The sequence below is a fragment of the Streptomyces sp. R41 genome (genome assembly GCF_041053055.1).
Classification (GTDB): Bacteria; Actinomycetota; Actinomycetes; order Streptomycetales; family Streptomycetaceae; genus Streptomyces.
Genome location: NZ_CP163443.1, coordinates 6543423 through 6561725 on the forward strand (window position 1 = coordinate 6543423; position 18303 = coordinate 6561725).

Annotated in this window: 10 protein-coding genes; 8 read left to right on the forward strand and 2 right to left on the reverse strand. The window is 67.9% G+C overall.

The genetic code is table 11. The annotated features are described in order from the left end of the window. Positions 1-157: 157 nt before the first annotated feature. Together AB5J53_RS30050 and AB5J53_RS30055 are read right to left on the reverse strand one after the other, a co-directional pair. Positions 158-2584, reverse strand: coding sequence for an FG-GAP-like repeat-containing protein (locus AB5J53_RS30050; RefSeq protein WP_369248743.1), 2427 nt, complete (start codon positions 2582-2584; stop codon positions 158-160). Next, complete coding sequence (locus tag AB5J53_RS30055; RefSeq protein WP_369248744.1) at positions 2584-3147, reverse strand: hypothetical protein; 564 nt, start codon at positions 3145-3147, stop codon at positions 2584-2586. The genes AB5J53_RS30050 and AB5J53_RS30055 overlap by 1 nt, the downstream gene beginning before the upstream one ends. A gap of 428 nt (positions 3148-3575) precedes the next feature. On the opposite strand from AB5J53_RS30055, the gene AB5J53_RS30060 reads away from it, so the two are divergent. The 8 genes from AB5J53_RS30060 (at position 3576) to AB5J53_RS30095 (ending at position 18249) form a co-directional block, all read left to right on the forward strand. Then, positions 3576-12281, forward strand: a complete 8706-nt coding sequence (locus AB5J53_RS30060) for a DNRLRE domain-containing protein (protein WP_369248745.1) — start codon at positions 3576-3578, stop codon at positions 12279-12281. An 83-nt stretch (positions 12282-12364) separates the two neighbouring features. After that, positions 12365-12913: a hypothetical protein gene (locus AB5J53_RS30065; protein ID WP_369248746.1), complete on the forward strand. Its 549-nt coding sequence runs from the start codon at positions 12365-12367 to the stop codon at positions 12911-12913. A gap of 60 nt (positions 12914-12973) precedes the next feature. Then, the gene (lepB, locus tag AB5J53_RS30070; RefSeq protein ID WP_369248747.1) at positions 12974-13705 is read left to right on the forward strand and encodes a signal peptidase I; all 732 of its coding nucleotides are present in this window, start codon (positions 12974-12976) and stop codon (positions 13703-13705) included. A gap of 440 nt (positions 13706-14145) precedes the next feature. After that, entirely contained in the window at positions 14146-14616 is a 471-nt protein-coding gene (locus AB5J53_RS30075; protein ID WP_369248748.1) for a DUF5959 family protein, read from the forward strand. 448 nt (positions 14617-15064) lie between these two features. After that, positions 15065-15766, forward strand: coding sequence for a hypothetical protein (locus tag AB5J53_RS30080; RefSeq protein WP_369248749.1), 702 nt, complete (start codon positions 15065-15067; stop codon positions 15764-15766). 3 nt (positions 15767-15769) lie between these two features. Beyond that, positions 15770-16132 (forward strand): DUF4241 domain-containing protein, encoded by a 363-nt coding sequence (locus AB5J53_RS30085; RefSeq protein WP_369248750.1) that lies wholly within the window; start codon positions 15770-15772, stop codon positions 16130-16132. Between the two features lie 9 nt (positions 16133-16141). Further along, entirely contained in the window at positions 16142-16855 is a 714-nt protein-coding gene (locus AB5J53_RS30090; protein WP_369248751.1) for a hypothetical protein, read from the forward strand. A 50-nt stretch (positions 16856-16905) separates the two neighbouring features. Then, the gene (locus AB5J53_RS30095; protein ID WP_369248752.1) at positions 16906-18249 is read left to right on the forward strand and encodes a hypothetical protein; all 1344 of its coding nucleotides are present in this window, start codon (positions 16906-16908) and stop codon (positions 18247-18249) included. Positions 18250-18303: the final 54 nt, after the last annotated feature.

Here is an 18303-nt window from a genome sequence, read left to right on the forward strand (position 1 = left end):
ATCAGGGGTGGCTTCTTGTACAGCGCACGGGAATTGCCAAACATCACGTCGCTGGATGTGCCGTACATCACTCCGGAACCGGGCGCCGCGGTGCTTGCTTTGCGCGTGCTCGCTTTGCACGTGCTTGCTTCGCCCAGCGCCGCTGGGCCCCGGTCGCTCATTTCGCCAGTACGCCGCCGATGCCCGCCGCGGCGGACGTACCGAGCGCGGTCGGCCCGTAATAGGCGCCGCTCTCCGGGACGACCCCGTCCGGACCGCCGTTCAGCGTCAGGACGGTGCCGTCGCCCGCGTTCTCGCCGTCGGCGCCGAGCACGAGGTCGGGCCGGCCGTCGCCCGTCAGGTCGGCCAGTGCGACCGCCGAACCGAGCCGGTCGTCGGTCTCGGCGGCGCCCGGCACCCCGGCGAGGTCGGTGTCGTAGACCCCGGCGCCGGTGGCCGTGAGGCCGTCGGGGCCGCCGCGCAGCAGCAGGGCCGCGCCCGCGTCGGTCGCCGTGCCCACGTCCTCGCCGGGCGCACCGGCGAGGAGGTCCGCGTAGCCGTCGCCGTCCGTGTCGCCCGCCGCGAGCGAGGCGCCCAGCCGGTCACCGGACTCGCCGCCGGGGATCGCGGCACGGCCGAGGACCGGAGCCCCTGTGGTGGTGAGCCCGTCCGCCGAGCCGTGGAACGTGGAGATCTCCCCGCCGTCGCCCACATCGGGGCGGCCCACGGCCAGGTCGGCGTAGCCGTCGCCGTTCAAGTCCGCCGAGGCGAGCGCCCGCCCGCCGGCACCGTCCAGAACGGCCGGAGTGTCGGTGCGCAGCCCGCTCGCAGAGCCGCGCAGCACGACGAGGGGCGTGGCACCGCCCGCGGTACGGAAGGTGAGGGCGGCGTCCTCGTACCCGTCGTGGTCGAAGTCTCCGGTCGCGATGTCCGTATCACTCAACGCGCCACCGCCGGAGGCGAGCTGGGCGGGTGCGGAGAAGGTACGGTCCGCGCCGTCGATCGCCCAGGCGCGCGCCGCGCCCGGCGCCACGGCGAGGATGTCGTCGCCGCCGTCCCCGTCGAAGTCCCCGGTCGCGAGGGCCGCTCCGAAGCGGGCGCCGCTCGCCCGTACCCCGCTGGGCTCGTTGACCATCCCGGCCTGTCCCGCGAGGCCGTTCGCGGTGCCGCGCAGCAGGCTCAGCGCACCCTCGTCGCTCGCGCCCGCGGTGACCTCCTCGCCGGGCGAGGCGACGATGAGATCCGCGTACCCGTCGTGGTCGAAGTCGCCGTAGGCGGTGGCGGATCCGAAGCCGTCGCCCGTCTCCGAGCCGCCGGGCACGCCGTCCGACTCCTGGGTGATGACCGCCTTGTTCCCGGCGTACGGCGCCGAGCGCGCACCCGGTACGACGGTGACCTGCCCGGCCGAGGCCGGCCCGTTCGCCGTGGCCTTCGGGACGCCCGCGGCCAGGTCGGCGTGGCCGTCGCGGTTCATGTCGCCTGTCGGAGCGGGGGAGTCGGCGTTGGAGGCGAGCGTGCGGATGGCGGGCAGATCGCCGTAGAGGTGCTCGCCCGGGCATTCGGTCGGATAGCCGTCACGGTGACCGGAGATCCGGTTCAGGGTCACCAACTGGCCCTGCGTGTACTTGCCGTTGTCCGCACCCGCCGCCATCACCACGGTGCCGGACGGGTTGATCCCGTACAGCCCGAGCTTCCACGCGGCGAGCTTCGCGACGGAGTCGCGCACGGCCTGCGGCGCGGTCGCGGTGTTGTAGTCGCCGAGGACCGCGACGCCGCTGGTGTCGGTGTTGAAGCCGTAGGTGTGCGCGCCGTAGACCGGCTTGTCGACGCCGCCCGCGCGGCCTTCGAAGACCGTGCCGCACTTGTCGACCAGGAAGTTGTAGCCGATGTCGTTCCAGCCGTTGCTCTGCACGTGGTAGACGAAGATGCCGCGGATGATCGACGCCGACTCGGCGCAGGTGTAGTCGTTGGTGCCCGCGGTGTGGTGCACGAACACGGCCTTCGTGTCGGTCGTGTACGTCGGCGGGTCCGCGACCATCGACTCGTCGGCGCCCCATCCGGAGCGGGGGACGATGTCCGGCTGACCGGCGGCGGTCGCCGCCCCGGCCGGGGCGGGTGCCGACTCCTTCGCCCCCGACTCGGGATCGACCAGGTCGACCCGGAGCCCGGCGGGCAGCTTCGCGCCGGTGATCCGCGCCTGCACGCCGTCGGAGGGCCCGACCCACAGCGGGTGGGTGCCGCCCCGCAGACCGTCGCCGGCGTGCTCGGGCCCCGACTCCGGGGCGTGGACGTCGAGTTCGAGGTCGCGCCACGGAGACCAGCGCCCAGTCGTGGCACTGCGGGTGCGGATCTGCGCCGTCCCGCCGAGCGTGGCCCGCGCGTCGGACCAGGTGACGCCGACCATGCGGAACGGTTCGGTCGTCCGGGCGGGCAGCACGCGGCGCGCCGGATCCGACCCGGCGGGCACGGCCACGGTGCGCAGGGTGCCCCGGGGAGTCTCGGTGCGTACGCCGGTCGTCCCGGTGCGCACGGACAGGGCGACCGCGCTGAGGACGACGGCGGCGGCGAGCGCGACGCGGACCGCGCCCCGGCCCGCGGACGTCATCAGCTGCCCTCCTGGCCGGTCGCGTTGGCGTCCGACGGCTCCGGCGAGGGCAGCTCGCCCTGGCAGGTGGCGCGCCCGAACTTCCCGAAGGCGGTGGCGGTCTGGACGTGCTTGCCGCGGATGGCCAGCTGGCAGCTGGCCCGTCCGCCCTTCTCGCCCAGGGTGATGGTCACGAGGGGCGCCTTGCCGAGCGGCACGTTCACGGTCTTCTTCCACGGCAGCGTGACCTCGTCCGCCACCACGGCGTCCCCGGACTCGCTGCGCGCCTGGTACGTGATGTCGGCCGTGCCGTCGCCCTCGACCTCGTACGTCACCGCGGCGGTGGGCACGTGGTGCTGCTTCGGCTTCTCGGCGGTGTTGAGCACGCCGTAGACGACGACTCCGGCGCAGGCGGCGAGGAGGACGCCACCCACGGCAATTCCACGGAGGTCCGTGCCCTTCGAGGGCTTTTCCCCGGATGCTTCCGGCGAATTGTCCTTGGCGTCTTCCGGGGTGTCGGCGTCTTCCGGCGTATTGGCGACTTCCGGGGTGTCGGCGTCGTCCGGCTTCTGTGTCGATGGCATGGCGCTCCCGCTTTCGGATCGGCGCGCATTCCGGGAACGAATGCGGGCGGCTGAAGAACCGGGCGGTTATACCTCATGGGAAGCGGCCCGATCCAACGACGGGAAATATCCGGCGAATCGACCGCCCGGTTCGCCGCTCCTGGCCTGCATCGGGCGAGGTGTCCGCATTGTTACCTCCGTTGACATGACCTCGCCCATCTGATTAGAACTCGGGCTGCTGCAAAGTCAGTTCACAGGAAAGAAGGAAAGGCCGTTCGTTCAGGACCGGCCGGGAAATGCCCCGGCTGGTGGTTCGGCGTGCCCGCATTCGGCAGGTGCGTCACGCGCACGCGAAAGGCCGGAATGAGGGTCGCGCCGCAATAGAGAGGGCATTGGACGTGAAAGTCCGATACGGGAGAGTGATCTCCTGCCTTGTGGTGTCCGCAGTCGTGAGTACCGCGCTGCCACAATTCGCCTATGCCGCCTCGTCCAAGGAGGACGACGGTGGCAAGGGTGTCGTCGATACGCTCAAGGGCTGGTTCTCGGACGACGACGGCGGAGGGCACGACAAGCCTCCGTCCCACGACGAGCTGGACATCGCCGACCGGCAGAAGCTGCCGAAGGGCAAGAACGCTCCCAAGGCCACGCGGGTCAAGGAGCTCAAGAGCCGGCGTACGGCGGATGCGCGCTTCTGGCAGATGTCGGACGGCAGCGTCCAGGCGGAGCTGTCGGCGGTGCCGACGTCCTACCGCGACGGCACCGGCAAGAAGGCGGCCTGGAAGTCGATCGACACGGCGGTCCGCGACAGCGGGGCGAAGGGCTTCGAGTTTTCCAACACCACCAACAACGGCCGCAGTTGGTTCGGCAAGAACGCTGATCGCCTGGTGCGCTTCGCGGCACCCGACGGCCGCTCGGTCACCCTCGGCCTCGACGGCGCGGACGGCTCGCTGAAGCCGAAGGCCAAGGGCTCTACGGTCACGTACGAGGACGTGGCGAAGGGTACGGACCTCGCGTACGCCGTCGGCCCCGGCCGGGTGAAGGAGAACATCACCCTCACCGAACGCCCCACCGGTCCACTGAAGTTCACCTTCACCCTGGACACCGACGGGCTGACGCCGAAGGCCCGCAAGGACGGTTCCATCGCGCTGTACGGCGAGCTGCCGCACACGCCGGAACTGGTGATCCCGGCGCCGTACATGACGGACGCGAAGAAGGCGGACAAGTCCGTCTTCGGGAAGACCTACAGCACCAAGGTCAGCCAGAAGCTGACCCGGGACGGCAAGTCCTGGAAGCTGACGGTCGCGCCGGACACGAAGTGGCTGGCCGCGAAGGAGCGGCAGTACCCGGTCGTCATCGACCCGACGATCACCATCGCGCCGTCGCCGACCGACTCCCAGGACACCATGGTCCTGTCGGACCAGGCGTCGACGAACTTCAACACCACCTGGAAGCTGTCGGCGGGCAAGACCGACACGGGCATCTCCCGCTCGCTGATCAAGTTCCCGCTGAGCGAGATTCCTTCGGGTACGAAGATCGATTCGGCGCGTCTGGAGATGTATTTCGACCAGGCGCACACCACCAATGCCAACGATGTCACCATCGGCGCCTACCGGGCGACCGGCGCGTGGACCGAGTCGACGGCGACCTGGACCAACACCAGCTCCCTGGTGGGTGAGCTGTCCGGCACCAGTGTCCAGGTGGACGACGGGGACGCGGGCACCACGGCCGCGGTCGGCAGCTGGCCGGCCTCGACGTCGTCGCTGGCTCAGTACGGCATCAACGCCGACTACCGGTCCAACAAGGACACCGTCGCCGGGGACACCTACACCTGGCAGCCGAACATCAAGGACACCGCCTCCTACCGGGTCGACGCGCACTACGTGGCCGCCACCGACCGGGCCACGAACGCCCCGTACACGGTGACGTCCAAGGACGGCACGGCCACCTACACGGTGAACCAGCAGTCCGGCACCAACGGCGTGTGGACGTCGCTGAACGGCGGCTCGCAGATCAACTTCAACAAGGGCACGGCCGGCAAGGTCGTCCTCGGCGACGGCCCGGCCTCCTCGACGACCGCGGTGATCGCGGACGCGGTGCGGTTCGTGAACCCGGCGTCGATCGTGAAGAACGTCGGCGAGTACAACCAGTGGCACAAGTTCCCGGTGACGGACACCGTTCAGCAGTGGCTCGACGGCACCTCCACCAACAACGGATTCGTCCTCAAGGCCACCGACGAGACGGCCGCCGCCCCCACCGGCGGCCCTCGCTACGAGTCCGGTGACGGCGACTACGGCGGTGAGACGGCCACCATCCCACGGCTGACCGTCACCTACGGCACCGTCGGCACCGCGCTGAACTCACCGACCGTGGTGCACTCCACCGGCCCGGAGCTGAGCTGGAAGGCGTACACGAACACCACCGGTGACTCCGGCCTCGACCCGGTCGAGTACCAGCTGCACCGCTCCACGCAGCAGGTGTTCACGCCGTCCGCGGCGACGCTGGTCGCGCCGATCGACAAGTCGGTCACGGCGTACACGGACACCACGGCGACACCGACCCCGGACTCCTCCTCGGAGGAGATCGGGCGCTCGTACTACTACCAGCTCGCGGTGAAGACGAAGAACGGCCAGCTGCTCGGCTCGCCGACCCGCATAGTCGGTGTCCCGAAGGCGGGGCGCACCATGCGCCTGATCCAGGGCACGTCCGGCGTCACGGACACGACCCTGTCGTCCGGACAGCCGACCACCAACGAGGACACCATCGCCTCCTTCGGCGTCGGCCAGAAGTGGCTGGAGGTGGGCAACAACTCCACCACGTACGGCAAGGCCCGCGCGGCGATGAAGTTCACCACGTCGAGCATCCCGACCACGGCCACCGTGCTGGAGTCGCGCCTGTTCATGTGGGGTGCGGAGACGACGACCGACACCAACGGCGCGATCTATGAACTCCACGGTCTGACCAAGGACTTCGACGAGACGACGGCGACGTGGAACAACGCGACGTCGAGCACCGCGTGGACGGCGCCCGGCGGTGACTTCTCCGGCACGGTCTCGGACACGGTCGCCCAGGTCTCGGAGGTCGGCCGCCACTGGTGGGACGCCACGTCGCTCACCCAGGGCTGGATCAAGACTCCGACCACCAACAAGGGCGCACTGGTCAAGCTCAAGGACGAGACGACCACGGGTCCGCAGGAGCGCTCCCTGTTCCTGTCCTCGGAGGCACCCGACCCGCAGCTCGGCCCGCTGCTGCGCGTGATCTACGTGGACTCCACGACCGACGACACGTACTACGCTCCGCAGACCCCGGCCCGGATGACCCCCAACTCCACCTACACGGTGGACATGACGGTCACCAACACCACCAGTGCCGCCTGGGCCGCCGGTGAGCGCGTGATGTCGTACACCTGGAAGCTCCCCGACGGCACGGACGTGACGACGGGCGGCAACCAGCTCTCCACGGCCATCCCGGCGCTCTCGCCCGGCCAGTCGGCGACGATCCAGGCGCAGGTCAAGACGCCCATCAACTCCGATGAGGGCAACAAGCGCACCGACTACGTCCTCGGCTGGGACATCAAGAAGGTCTCGGACGGCAGCTGGCTGTCGGCCGGCACCGGCGGCATCCCGTCCCTTAAGCAGAACGTGGCGGTCGAGGACCCGACCTCCAACGCGCTGGGCCTGGAGAAGTTCTACTCGTACACGGGCAAGAACACGGGCGCCGGTTCGACGGTGATGAACAACCTGGCGTCGGGCAACAGCGTCTGGTCGTACAACGCGTTCACGAACCCGGGCCGCGGTCTGACGACCTTCGCGCGCTTCGCGTACAACTCTCTCGACACGTCCGACACCGTGCTCGGCGCGGGCTGGTCCGGCCAGGCGGCCGGTCCGATCCGTCTCGGCGCACCGCTGGACTTCCACCCCAACCCGAACCCGACGGAGATCCGTCTCCCGGACGGCGACGGCACGACCCACGTCTTCACCAAGCAGGCGGACGGTACGTGGAAGGCCCCGGCCGGCGTCCACTACAGGGTCACGATGAAGGCGGGCCTGGACTGCACGCCGAACAAGGACCCGATCCCCGACGCCTGGACGCTCACGCGCCCGGACGGGACGCGCTTCCTCTTCGGCTGCGACGGCTACATGACGTCGGCGGTCGACAAGAACGGCAACACGCAGACGTACACGTACGAGGAACGCAAGTCGAACAACAAGCCGACCAAGTTCCTCACCTACATCACCGACCCGGCGGGCCGTCAGTCCCTGACGGTCGACTACTACAAGAAGGGCGACGCGTCGTACGACTACATCGACGACACGGGCGCCAAGGTCACCGGCACCAACCTCACGAACTCGAAGATCTACGACCACGTGAAGTCCATGACGGACATCTCGGGGTCCGTCACCGGTCTCCCGACCCGCAAGGTCTCCTTCTACTACACGACGAAGGGCCTGCTCGGGCAGTTCACCGACGGTGACGGCTCGTCCCAGCCGAAGGTCTTCAAGTTCACCTACGACGCCACGCAGGGCAACAAGAACGTCAAGCTGGTCAAGGCCACGGACCCGCGCGGGCACGGGACGCAGCTGGCGTACTACGCGCCGCAGACCGGTGACGATCCGAAGTACCACTGGTGGACGAAGACGATCACCGACCGTCTGAACGGTGACACCGGCTTCGTCTACGCGGCGGACACGGCGAACACCAAGTTCACCGACACCACCGTCACCGACGCCGAGTCGCATGCCATCAAGTACGTGACGGACGACTTCGGCCGCCCGGTCCAGACCACCAATGCCAAGTCTCAGACGACGAAGATGTCGTGGGACGCGGACAACAACGTCACCTACCTGGAGGAGAACAACGGCGCCAAGACCGCGTACTGCTACGACCAGAAGACGGGCTACCCGCTCTGGCAGCGCGACGCGGAGAACAACAAGGCGGGCGTGCCGGACCAGACGGCCACCTGTGTCTCGGACACCTCCAAGTGGCCGGCGAACGCGGCGAAGTTCGAGTACCAGACGCGTGCGGACGGCTTCTCGGCGGACCTGTTCCGCAAGACGTCGCCGGAGGGGCGTGCCTGGCAGTTCGGCTACGACAGCTTCGGCAACCTGAAGACGGTCACCGACCCCAAGGGTGTCGCGACGACCTCGGTGCCGGACGACTACACCACGAAGTACGACTACGACGCCTACGGTGAGCTGACCAAGGCGACCGACGCCAACGGCAACCCGACGACGTACAGCGGCTTCGGGCCCGCCGGTTACCCGGACACGATCACCGACGCGAAGACCAACGCCACGAAGTTCGTCTACGACGACAGGGGCCAGGTCACTCAGGTCACCGACGCCAACCAGAAGGTGACCACGCAGACGTACGACACGTTCGGGCGTCCGCTGGTCAACACGGTGCCGAAGGGAACCGGCGTCGTGATCACCACCCCGGCGCCGGAGTACGACGAGAACGACAACGTCACCAAGTCGACGGCGCCCAACGGCGCGGTCTCCACGGCGGTGTACGACAACGCGGACCAGGTCAGCTCGGCGACGGCGCCGGCCAACAACCAGACCAGCCCGCGTACCTCGACGTACACCTATGACAAGGTCGGCAACCTGAAGACGACGACGGAGCCCAAGGGCACGGCGACGACTTCGGATGCGACCGACTACGTCACGACGAACAACTACGACGAGATCTACCAGCTCACCTCCGTGGTCAACGCGAAGGACGACAAGATCTCGTACGAGTACGACAACGTCGGCAACGTCACCAAGGTCATCGACCCGAACAAGAACGCCACCGCCGACGCGACCGACTACTCCTCCAAGACCGACTACGACCTGGACCACCGGGTCACGGTCGTCACGGACGCGGCCGGCAAGACCAGCAAGAAGGGCTACGACAAGGACGGCCTGGTCACCTCGGCCACAGACGCCGAGAACAACACCACGCTCGTCACGTACGACGAGCGCGGCAAGCAGACCGAGGTCAAGGTTCCGCACGACGGCACGTCGACCATCACGTACCGCACGTCGAAGTACGAGTACGACCAGGTCGGCAATGTCACCAAGGTGTTCACCCCGCGGGCGACGGCTGCTGGTTCCACCGACGCCTTCACCCAGCGCACGGACTACGACGAGCTGAACCGCCCCACCAAGCGATACCAGCCCTACGACCCGGCGGACTCCCGCTACAACAACCCGAACATCTACACCGAGACCGCCTACGACAAGGTGGGCCGGGTGGCGAAGACCTCGCTGCCCCCGTCGGATGGCGAGACGGTCCGCAACGACACCACCTATGCCTACTACGACAACGGCTGGGTGAGGTCCTCCACGGACCCGTGGGACATCACCACGACGTACGACTACAACGAGCTGGGCAAGCAGACGACGCGGACCATCACCTCGGCGGGCGGCTCTTCGGACCGCACGATGTCCTGGTCGTACTACCCGGACGGCACGCTGAAGTCCCGCTCGGACGACGGCGTCCCGGTGGGCAAGTCGGTGGTTCTGGTGGACAACTCCGACACACAGACCATCGCGAAGACCGGCACCTGGACGAAGGGAGACATCGCCGGCCAGCAGGGCTACAACCACGAGACCCACGCCTCGGGCACGGGTACGGACGCCTTCACGTGGACGCTCAACATCCCCAAGGACGGCACGTACGCCGCGTACGTGAAGTTCCCCAAGGTGACGGGCGCCGCGACGACGGCCAAGTACAGGCTGACGTACGACGGCGGCACGGTCGACAAGACGATCGATCAGAACGCGACCGCGAACCAGGGCACCTGGGTCTCGCTGGGCTCATACGCCTTCAAGCAGGGCAACGCGGCCAAGCTGCAGCTGTTCCAGAACAGCGGCGGCACGGTGGTCGCGGACGGCGTCAAACTCGTCCGTGACACCAGCGGCGACCCGGCGGACACGGAGAAGAAGAACTTCTCCTACTCCTACGACATCAACGGCAATCTGACCCAGATCGGCGACTCGTCGTCGGCGGCGAAGATCGACACCTACGCGATCACCTACACGGACATCAACCAGGTCCAGAAGGTGAGCGAGTCGCTGTCCGGGGTGGAGAAGAAGGCCACGTCGTACACCTACGATCTGGACGGTCTGCTCGACTCGGTCACGCACCCGGACCAGTTCTCCAAGTACACGTACGACCTGCGCAACCTGGTCAAGACGGTCTCGGTCGGCAAGTCCGCCACGGACGCCTCGCCCAAGGTCACGTCGTACACCTACACCGACCGCGGTCTGAAGCTCCAGGAGACCAAGGCCAACGGCAACACCATCGACTACGCGTACTACCTGGACGCGGCGCAGAAGTCGTCGACCGAGAAGAAGCCCAACGGCACCCTCGTCGCTTCGCACGCCTACACCTACGACCCCAACGGGAACAAGTCGCAGGACGTGGCGAAGAAGATGAACGCCGACGACCACACGGCGTACCTGTCGTCCACCACGGACTACATGTACGACCCGGCCGACCGGCTGAAGCAGTCGGTGAAGACGGGCAACGGGGCGGACACGGAGACATACGTCCACGACGCCAACGCCAACGTCATCAGCCAGACGGTCAACAACACCACGACCACCTACAACTACGACCGCAACCGCCTGCTGAGCGCCACCACCGGAACATCCACGGCCAACTACAACTACGACCCGTTCGGCCGCCAGGAATCGGTGACGGCGGACGGAAAGATCGTTTCCCGAAGTGTGTACGACGGCTTCGACCACGTCGTGGAGTCCCAGAAGGCGGACTCGGCGGGTGTGCTGAAGTCGACCACCTACACCTTCGACCCGATGGACCGCACCGCGTCCAAGACCGCCGACGGCAAGACCACCGACTACAGCTACCTGGGCCTGTCCAGCCAGGTGCTGGACGAGGAGGTCGCCGGCACGCTGACCAAGTCGTACCAGTACAGCCCCTGGGGCGAGCGCCTCTCCCAGGAGAAGCACAACACGGACGGTACGACGGAGGACGGCTACTACGGCTACAACGGCCACACCGACGTCGAAACCCTGACGGACAAGAACGGCGACACGAAGGCGACGTACGGCTACACGGCCTACGGCTCCGACGACAAGTCCGAGTTCACCGGCATCGACAAGCCGGATGCGGCCGACCCCACGAAGGAGGCGTACAACCCCTACCGCTTCAACGCCAAGCGCTGGGACGCCCAGTCCGGCACCTACGACATGGGCTTCCGCAACTACGACCCCGGGCTCAATCGCTTCACGAGCCGGGACATGTACAACGGCGCCCTGTCCGACATGAACTTGGGCGCAGACCCGTACACCAGCAACCGGTACGCGTTCGCCGGCGGCAACCCTGCCAGCTGTGTCGAACTCGACGGGCACATGCTCGTCGCGGACGGCGGCGGCGGTGGCGGGGACACCCGCTCGGGTGACGGAGCACCGCCCAAGGACGACACGTACGACAACTGGTTCTGGGGCCAGCTCCGGGACATCGCGAGCGAACTCGCCTCCGAGAACTCGACGGCCATCGTCGGGCGCATCTTCGGGAACGTTCTCGGCTGGAACACCACACCGCGGGGCTCCGGGGAGACCGCCTACGACGAGCTGCACCCCAACTACGACAAGGGGCTGCTCACCCGGCCCGGTTACCAGGCCGAGATCGGCCAGGGGGACACCTGGCCGGTTCACAAGGACAACTGCGAGGCAGGGAACAGCGCGGCCTATTACATGCCGCTGGACGGGATGGGGCGTGCCCAAGGCATTCACGCGTGCCTGACCGAGGGTGACTTCGGTTACGTGACCGGAAAGGGCGAATACCGGGGCAACACCAGTTCCTGGATCTTCGGCAGCCCGACTCCGTTCCCGCCGGACCGCGAGTCGACCCCCCGCGGATTCATCAGTGGCCTGATGCAGCGAGGACATATTCTGGCGAATCAGCTCGGCGGTACCGGGCTTGATAGAAGGAATCTCCTGCCTCTCTACACCGCGGTCAACAGTCCCCGGATGAGCAAGGTGGAGAAGGTGGTTGCCGACCGGATAGCCAACCACGAGACGATGTACTACGAGGTGACCGCGGGATACACGGGAGACAATCTCGTTCCGGATTCCGTGACCATTCAGTGGTGGAGCATGACAACAGGGGAGAGTGATATGGTGCGCCTACCCAACTCTCCGTGACCCGCACTCTTTAAGGGTCGCGGGTGGGGCAGGAGTTCTGCGAAAGAACTCCTGCCCCGCAGGTATGACTCTGAGGAGTGACCGTGTGGATTGATCAGCTGCTCTCCGCCGTTCGCTGGCAGCCCCTTGATCTGCCGATGAACTGGGCGCGGGTCGAGGGTGAACTCGGGGTGGCCCTGCCGAGTGACTACAAGCGGTTGTGCGAGTCGTTCGGGCCCGGCGAGTTCTCGGAATACCTGGACGTCTTTTGCGTGAATGAGGGTCCGGGTCCCGATATCCTGAAGCAGTGGCGCGCGTGTGTCGACGCAGCGGCCGACAGGGAGGTCCCGGAGCGGCCGCATCCCTTGTTCGCGCCGTACCAGATCTTCGAACGGGACCGGCCCGCAGGCCTGATTCCCTGGGGTGTCACCCAGACGGAATGCGAATTCCATTGGCTGGCGGATTCCGGAGATCCAGACAAGTGGCCGATCTTCGCCAGGTTCACGGATTCCGACTGGGATCATTTCGACATCTCGACCGGAGAGTTCGTCGTGCGAGTCCTGACCGATCGGGAATTCCGCCCGTATTCCGTGGCCGGCATCTTTCCCGAGCCGTACTTTCAGCCGCTTCCTCAGCTTCCGGGGAGTGCGTGAGGGCAATGGAAACGCCAACTCCGGCGTTTCGACCAGCATCGATATGAGGGATTTGCTGTGATGGACGGGTGGGGGCCGCAGGCGTACGGGTCTCAGCAACCGGCCGCCGCGCACTACGGGTGGCCACAGCCGCCGGTGGCGCGCCGTGCGGGCAGTCGCGTGCCGTTGGTGGTGGCGTTGGGGGTCATGGTGGTCGGCATGGTGCTCGCGGTGGTCAGCATCCTGGTGACCGGGGGCGAGACGGCGGGCTACCGGACGTGGCACCAGCAGAGCGGGGCGATGGAACCGACGTATCCCGAGGGGAGCGACGTCCCGGTGAAGCCCATCGACGGTTCGGGCGTCCGGCGCGGTGACGTGGTCCTGTTCTCTGCACGTGACTGGGGCGCCGACAGCGTCTTCATGATGCGGGTGATAGCTGTCGGCGGCGATCAGGTCGTCATCGACGAGCCCGGGAGGGTGAAGGTCAACGGCAAGATCCTGCGGGAGCCGTACCTCTTCAAGAGCGGCCCCTATTTCGCCCCTCCCGTGGAGGTCACCGTGCCCGAGAGCCGGCTCTTCCTCCTCGGCGACCACCGTGTGGCTGCGGCGGACTCACGCGCCCACCTCTCTGAGAACAGCGGAACCATCGCCCGCTCTGCCGTCGTCGGCATGGCGGTGGACCACGCGAGTGTTCCCTCCCCCGATCGCCTGTGGATGTGGGTGGGCGCGGCGACGGCCGCCGTGGGCCTGATCGCGGCAGCCGTCGCCACGACCGTCAGGCGCCGCCGCACGGGAGTTGTACAGAGAATCTGACGCGCACTCTCTTCTCCGACTTCCTGCAGATCCTTTCCGTCGCTCCTGGGGGAGCCTTCGATCTCGCCACCACCTGGCAGGGTTTCAGTGCTGATGCTCCTGCCGAGGGGGACGACCCGTTGTACACGCCGTATCGGATCTATCGGCCCGGTCATGTGGGACTGATTCCGTGGGGCTTCGGCCAGAACGAGTGCGAGTATCACTGGCTGGCCAACGGGAAGCCGGCGGATGAGTGGCCCATCGTGACACGAGGGCGGGGGTACCGGGCGTGGCGGCAGTTGGACATGTCCACACCCGAGTTCATCTACCGGGTGGTGGCGGACCCGGAGTTCGAGCCCTTCTCCATCGCCGCCTTGGTGCCCGAGCCGTTTTTCACGCCGGCTCCGGGAATCACGTTCTGAGGGATGCATGCCGACCATGACGAGAGAGCGAGGCCCGCAGTGACGGAACCAGGCACAGCCGACCTGATCCACCTGGAGGATGCGGACGGCAACCGCTGCATCGTCCGCGTCACCGGGCGCTCCAAGCCCGGTGTGCTGCCCGGTCACGACACCCTTCGGGCCGACGTGTTCGCATCGGCGGACTTCGTCGACGCCCGCCTTGATGTCTATGTCTTCCAGCGGGATCTCGATGCCTGGCAGCACGCCTTGACCGGTCTGGCGCCCGGGAAGGATGCGAGGATCGGCAGGGAGCGCGGACTGGAACTCATTCTCCACATGCTCGACGATCGCTCCTTGGCCGTATCCCTCCACGATCCAGACCGCCTCACCACGATGCTGCGGATCCGACCGGAGGAGAACTGGGTCGACGAGCACCTTCAGCGCCTTGAGCAGGTCCGGCGAACCTGGCCCAGCGAGGTTGTGGAGACAGGGCCCATGACCTACGCGTGGAGCCCCGACCGGCAGGCCTGACTCGCCGCCCTGCCGACCGGTTCAAGCGCGGGGCAGGGCACTGCTCTTGAACGCGTCGACGACGGGCGCGTGACAACGGCCGTTCGATCCCGAGGGCGATCGGGCGATTCGTCCGGAAGGTTCCCGTGCTCGTATCCCGCCGCGCGACTGTTGTATAACCGGGCCGCCATCGCACTCCCCGTCCCTGTCGAACCTGCCGAAGGGTTGCTTCGTGCCGTCCGGAATACGTTTCAGCGCGCGTGGGCGCCGTACCGTCGTCGTCGCCCTGGTCGCGACTGCCGTGACCGTAGCCGGGTGTTCCCCGAAGGACGGCAGCCGGAAGTCGTCGGGGAGTCACGGGTCCTCGCGGACAGCGCAGGCCCAGCCAGAGCCGAAGAGGACATCGCGGCCTCCGTCCGCGCCGAAGCCGAGAACGGCCGCCCAGTTCGTCGCCCGGGCCCGGCAGGCCATGGATGCCGAGAAGGGGTGGACGTTCGCCCTGCGCGGCAGTGAGTCCGCCGTCATGCGGGGGCAGGCGCCGTCCAGCGCCACGTTCGCCGCGACCGTGCGCCGCACCACCGCCCCTGAGGCGCTCCAGCAGAACGGCACTATCACCACCGGCAAGGGGGTCCGCAAGGCGGAGGTGGTGTACGTCGTCGGCGGCACCGGTTACGTCAAGGAGGGCGGCGAGGCGTGGAAGAAGGGGCCGCTGTCCGATCGTGACATCGCCAATGATGTCGAGGATCCCGTGGCGGAGCTGGACGCGTTCGGGGCGTACGCCAAGAGCGCGAAGGTGAGTCGTACCGGGGCGGGCGGGGCTGACGTGCGGCTTCAGGTCACCGCTTCCGGCTGGCAGTTGTCGGCGGCCCGTAGTCGTCCCGCGCTGAAGCGGGCGGTGCGGGAGGTGGAGCCGGCGCTGGCTCAGTTGCGTGACGCCGGGGTGACGGCGACCGACGGCCAGATCACGCTCAAGAGCCTCACCGAGACCTGGGACCTGGACGCGGCCCATGGCTACCGGCTCACCTCGCACCGCTATGCGTACACGTTTCTCATCCCGTACCAGGGCGGTGACATCACGGTGAGCCAGGAGGTACGGGCCGACAACCGTGGCGTGTTCACCGGAAGCGTGGCCCTGCCCTCCGGCGCCGCAGCGGCAAGGGAAGCAGCCTGATGAGTGAGAACGGCAGCGGCGGCGAGATCGTCGACGTCGCGTACGGCGAAGGGTGGGATGCCGGGCGCGGGGCCGTGCTCGGGAGTGGACGCGGGCACCGGCGCCTTCGTCGACGCGACCAGGGCCGAGAAGCTCGGCCGGCGGTTCCGGGACGGCCAGGTCGCGGGCACGCAGGACGAGGACGACAACGGCATCGCGACCGTGGACGACCCGGCCACCGGCACCAACCTGATCGCCTGCCCGAGCGGCCGGGGCGACGGCTCCTACCCCGTGTGGATCGGCCGGGACGCGGACGGCGACGTCACGTGCTTCGTGGCGGACATGCTGATCCTCGGCCAGGCGGAGCTACTGCCACAGCAACCTTGAGGTGAGCGGATGTTCGAGAATGAAGTGAGCGAGATGCGGGCGGTGCTGCCTGGCTACGCGATCGACGTCGGAGCCGAGCCGCTGGACCGGCCCGCGCGGAACTCGGTGGGGGGCTGGCCCTTTCTCGACGACGGCGAGGAGTGGCCCGAGTGTTTCTGCGGTGAGCGGCTGGCGCTGTTCTTCCAGTTCGACATACCGCCGAACGTGGAGCCGTTCGGTGGAGACCACCTGTTGGTCTTCCACTGCCGTGCTCACAACGACGCGTCCGAACCTGAGATGACCGACGACGGCCGGCTCGTGCCCGCGTACTGGGACGCTCCGCAGCCGCCCTACCCGCGTCCGTTCTGGCGTGTGCTGCTGCAGCGTCACGCGACGCGGCCGACGCGGAATCGCGAACCGTCCGTGCGCGCCCTGCCGTTGACGCTGCGGCCTCTGGCGGACACCCTCGACGGGCACGGGCGAGGAGCCCCCGGGTTCAAGGTGGGCGGTACGCCGTCCTGGGCGCAGTTCCCCGAGTACTACCGGTGCGCGTGCGGCGCCGATCTGGTGTACCTCTGCCAGGTGCCGGAGGGCTGGTCTTTCGACGTCCACCCCGGCTTGCCGGAGCAGCCCTACACCATCCACGCCGACACCTACCTCCTGTTCCTCGGCAACGAGGTCTATCTGCAGGCCTGCCCGGCCCACTGCGATCCGGCGGCAGTCTGGCCCGTGAACCAGAACTGACGACTGGAGCAATCCTGCATGTGCTCGGGAATGGTGTACATCGGCGGCTGATGGCTGTGAAGGTGCTCGTGGACGCCGCGGTTCTCGCGTCGGTCGTAGCGGCCCTCGCGCTGACCCCGCGTGCTCTGGCCCGCCTTCCCGATCCTGTCAGGGGGGCGGGCCGCTCCGTCTCCCCGCTCGTGGCACTGGCACTCGTGACCGGCCTGATCTACGTCAACCAGGCGCTGTTCACGGTGTACGTGCTGCGCGTGCACGACGGCGACGTGTCGTTCATCGCGCCTTATATGCCCGCCGGGTGGTTCGACCTGGCCACGCACAATCCGGTGCTGCGTTTGCTCGCCCGCGACTTTCCCGCACCGGAACTCCTCGCCCCCTCGGTGTTGCGGGTGCAGGCGTTCCTCGAACTCCCCTTCGTCCTGCTGGCCTTCGCCACGGTGGCGCGCTGGCTGGACCCGGGCCTGTACCGGCGGATCGCCCGGTCCGCGCTGCTGCCGCTCGCCTCGGTGTCGTACACGATCGTGTTCTGCGTCGTCGAATGGGACCTGCGCAACCCCTACACGGCCGACGACATCGCGATCCGAGCCGTCTCCGCCGTGCTCACACCCCTGCTCATCGCCCGCATGGCGGCCCATGACTCCGCCGACGCCCGGCCACTGACCGCCGTGCGCCTTCTGCTCTTCATCGGCTCACTGGGAGCTCTCGGGGTGCTGGTCCTCGTCGTGTACGACACGGCGTTGCTCTACAACCTGGGCAGGCTGCCAGAGCGAACTCCGCTGGCGCTGGCGGGCGTTGGCGCTCTGGGCGTACTCCGGCCGGCGGCTGCCCGACTTCCGGCCCACCTTCCCGGGCCGGGGCCCGCGGTCACCTTGGTGGGGCAGGCCGTGTACCGCTGGCTGGCCCTCTTCTTCGTTCCCGCACTCGCGATCCGGTACGGCGTCACCTTCGGTACGCCCGCATTGGCCGCTGGCGCAGGCTCGTTGACCCTGGCGGTGGCCGGCCTGTACGCCCTGCGGGACGCGTCGACGGTGCAGGATCCTCGCCCGTACCGGCGCGCCTTCAGACTGGTGGCGCAGCTCGGCGGCGCCTCGCTGGTCGGTGCCGGTGCGGCGTACATGGTCGCTCGTTGGGCCTCAGGCTCGTACTACGAGGCGACGCTGCTCCTGGCGAGCGCCGCGTTCCTGGTCGCGGCGATCACGGCGTGCAGGCTCCTCGATGCGGGAAGCCGGCACCGGGCGTCCAGTCCCTCTCGCCCACTCGGCGACCGTCATACCCACGGCACATCGGCCGACCGCAATTGCACGCCGCCTCAAGGGAGGAATCCGGGTGGGTTCGATTCATCGGATTCGATGGGGGACGGACCGGTTGGCGGACGTCTCCCACGCGGGGAGTCGTGAGTTCCTCGCGCGAGAAGGTGTTCCGGAGGCTTCGCTGGTCTTCAGGCGCTCCTG

Excerpts from the sequence above, each read along its gene's own strand:
- AB5J53_RS30050 (WP_369248743.1), bottom strand. The coding sequence starts at position 2,584 with ATGACGTCCGCGGGCCGGGGCGCGGTCCGCGTCGCGCTCGCCGCCGCC.
- AB5J53_RS30055 (WP_369248744.1), bottom strand. The coding sequence starts at position 3,147 with ATGCCATCGACACAGAAGCCGGACGACGCCGACACCCCGGAAGTCGCC.
- lepB (WP_369248747.1), top strand. The coding sequence starts at position 12,974 with ATGGACGGGTGGGGGCCGCAGGCGTACGGGTCTCAGCAACCGGCCGCC.
- AB5J53_RS30080 (WP_369248749.1), top strand. The coding sequence starts at position 15,065 with ATGGATGCCGAGAAGGGGTGGACGTTCGCCCTGCGCGGCAGTGAGTCC.
- AB5J53_RS30090 (WP_369248751.1), top strand. The coding sequence starts at position 16,142 with ATGTTCGAGAATGAAGTGAGCGAGATGCGGGCGGTGCTGCCTGGCTAC.
- AB5J53_RS30095 (WP_369248752.1), top strand. The coding sequence starts at position 16,906 with ATGGCTGTGAAGGTGCTCGTGGACGCCGCGGTTCTCGCGTCGGTCGTA.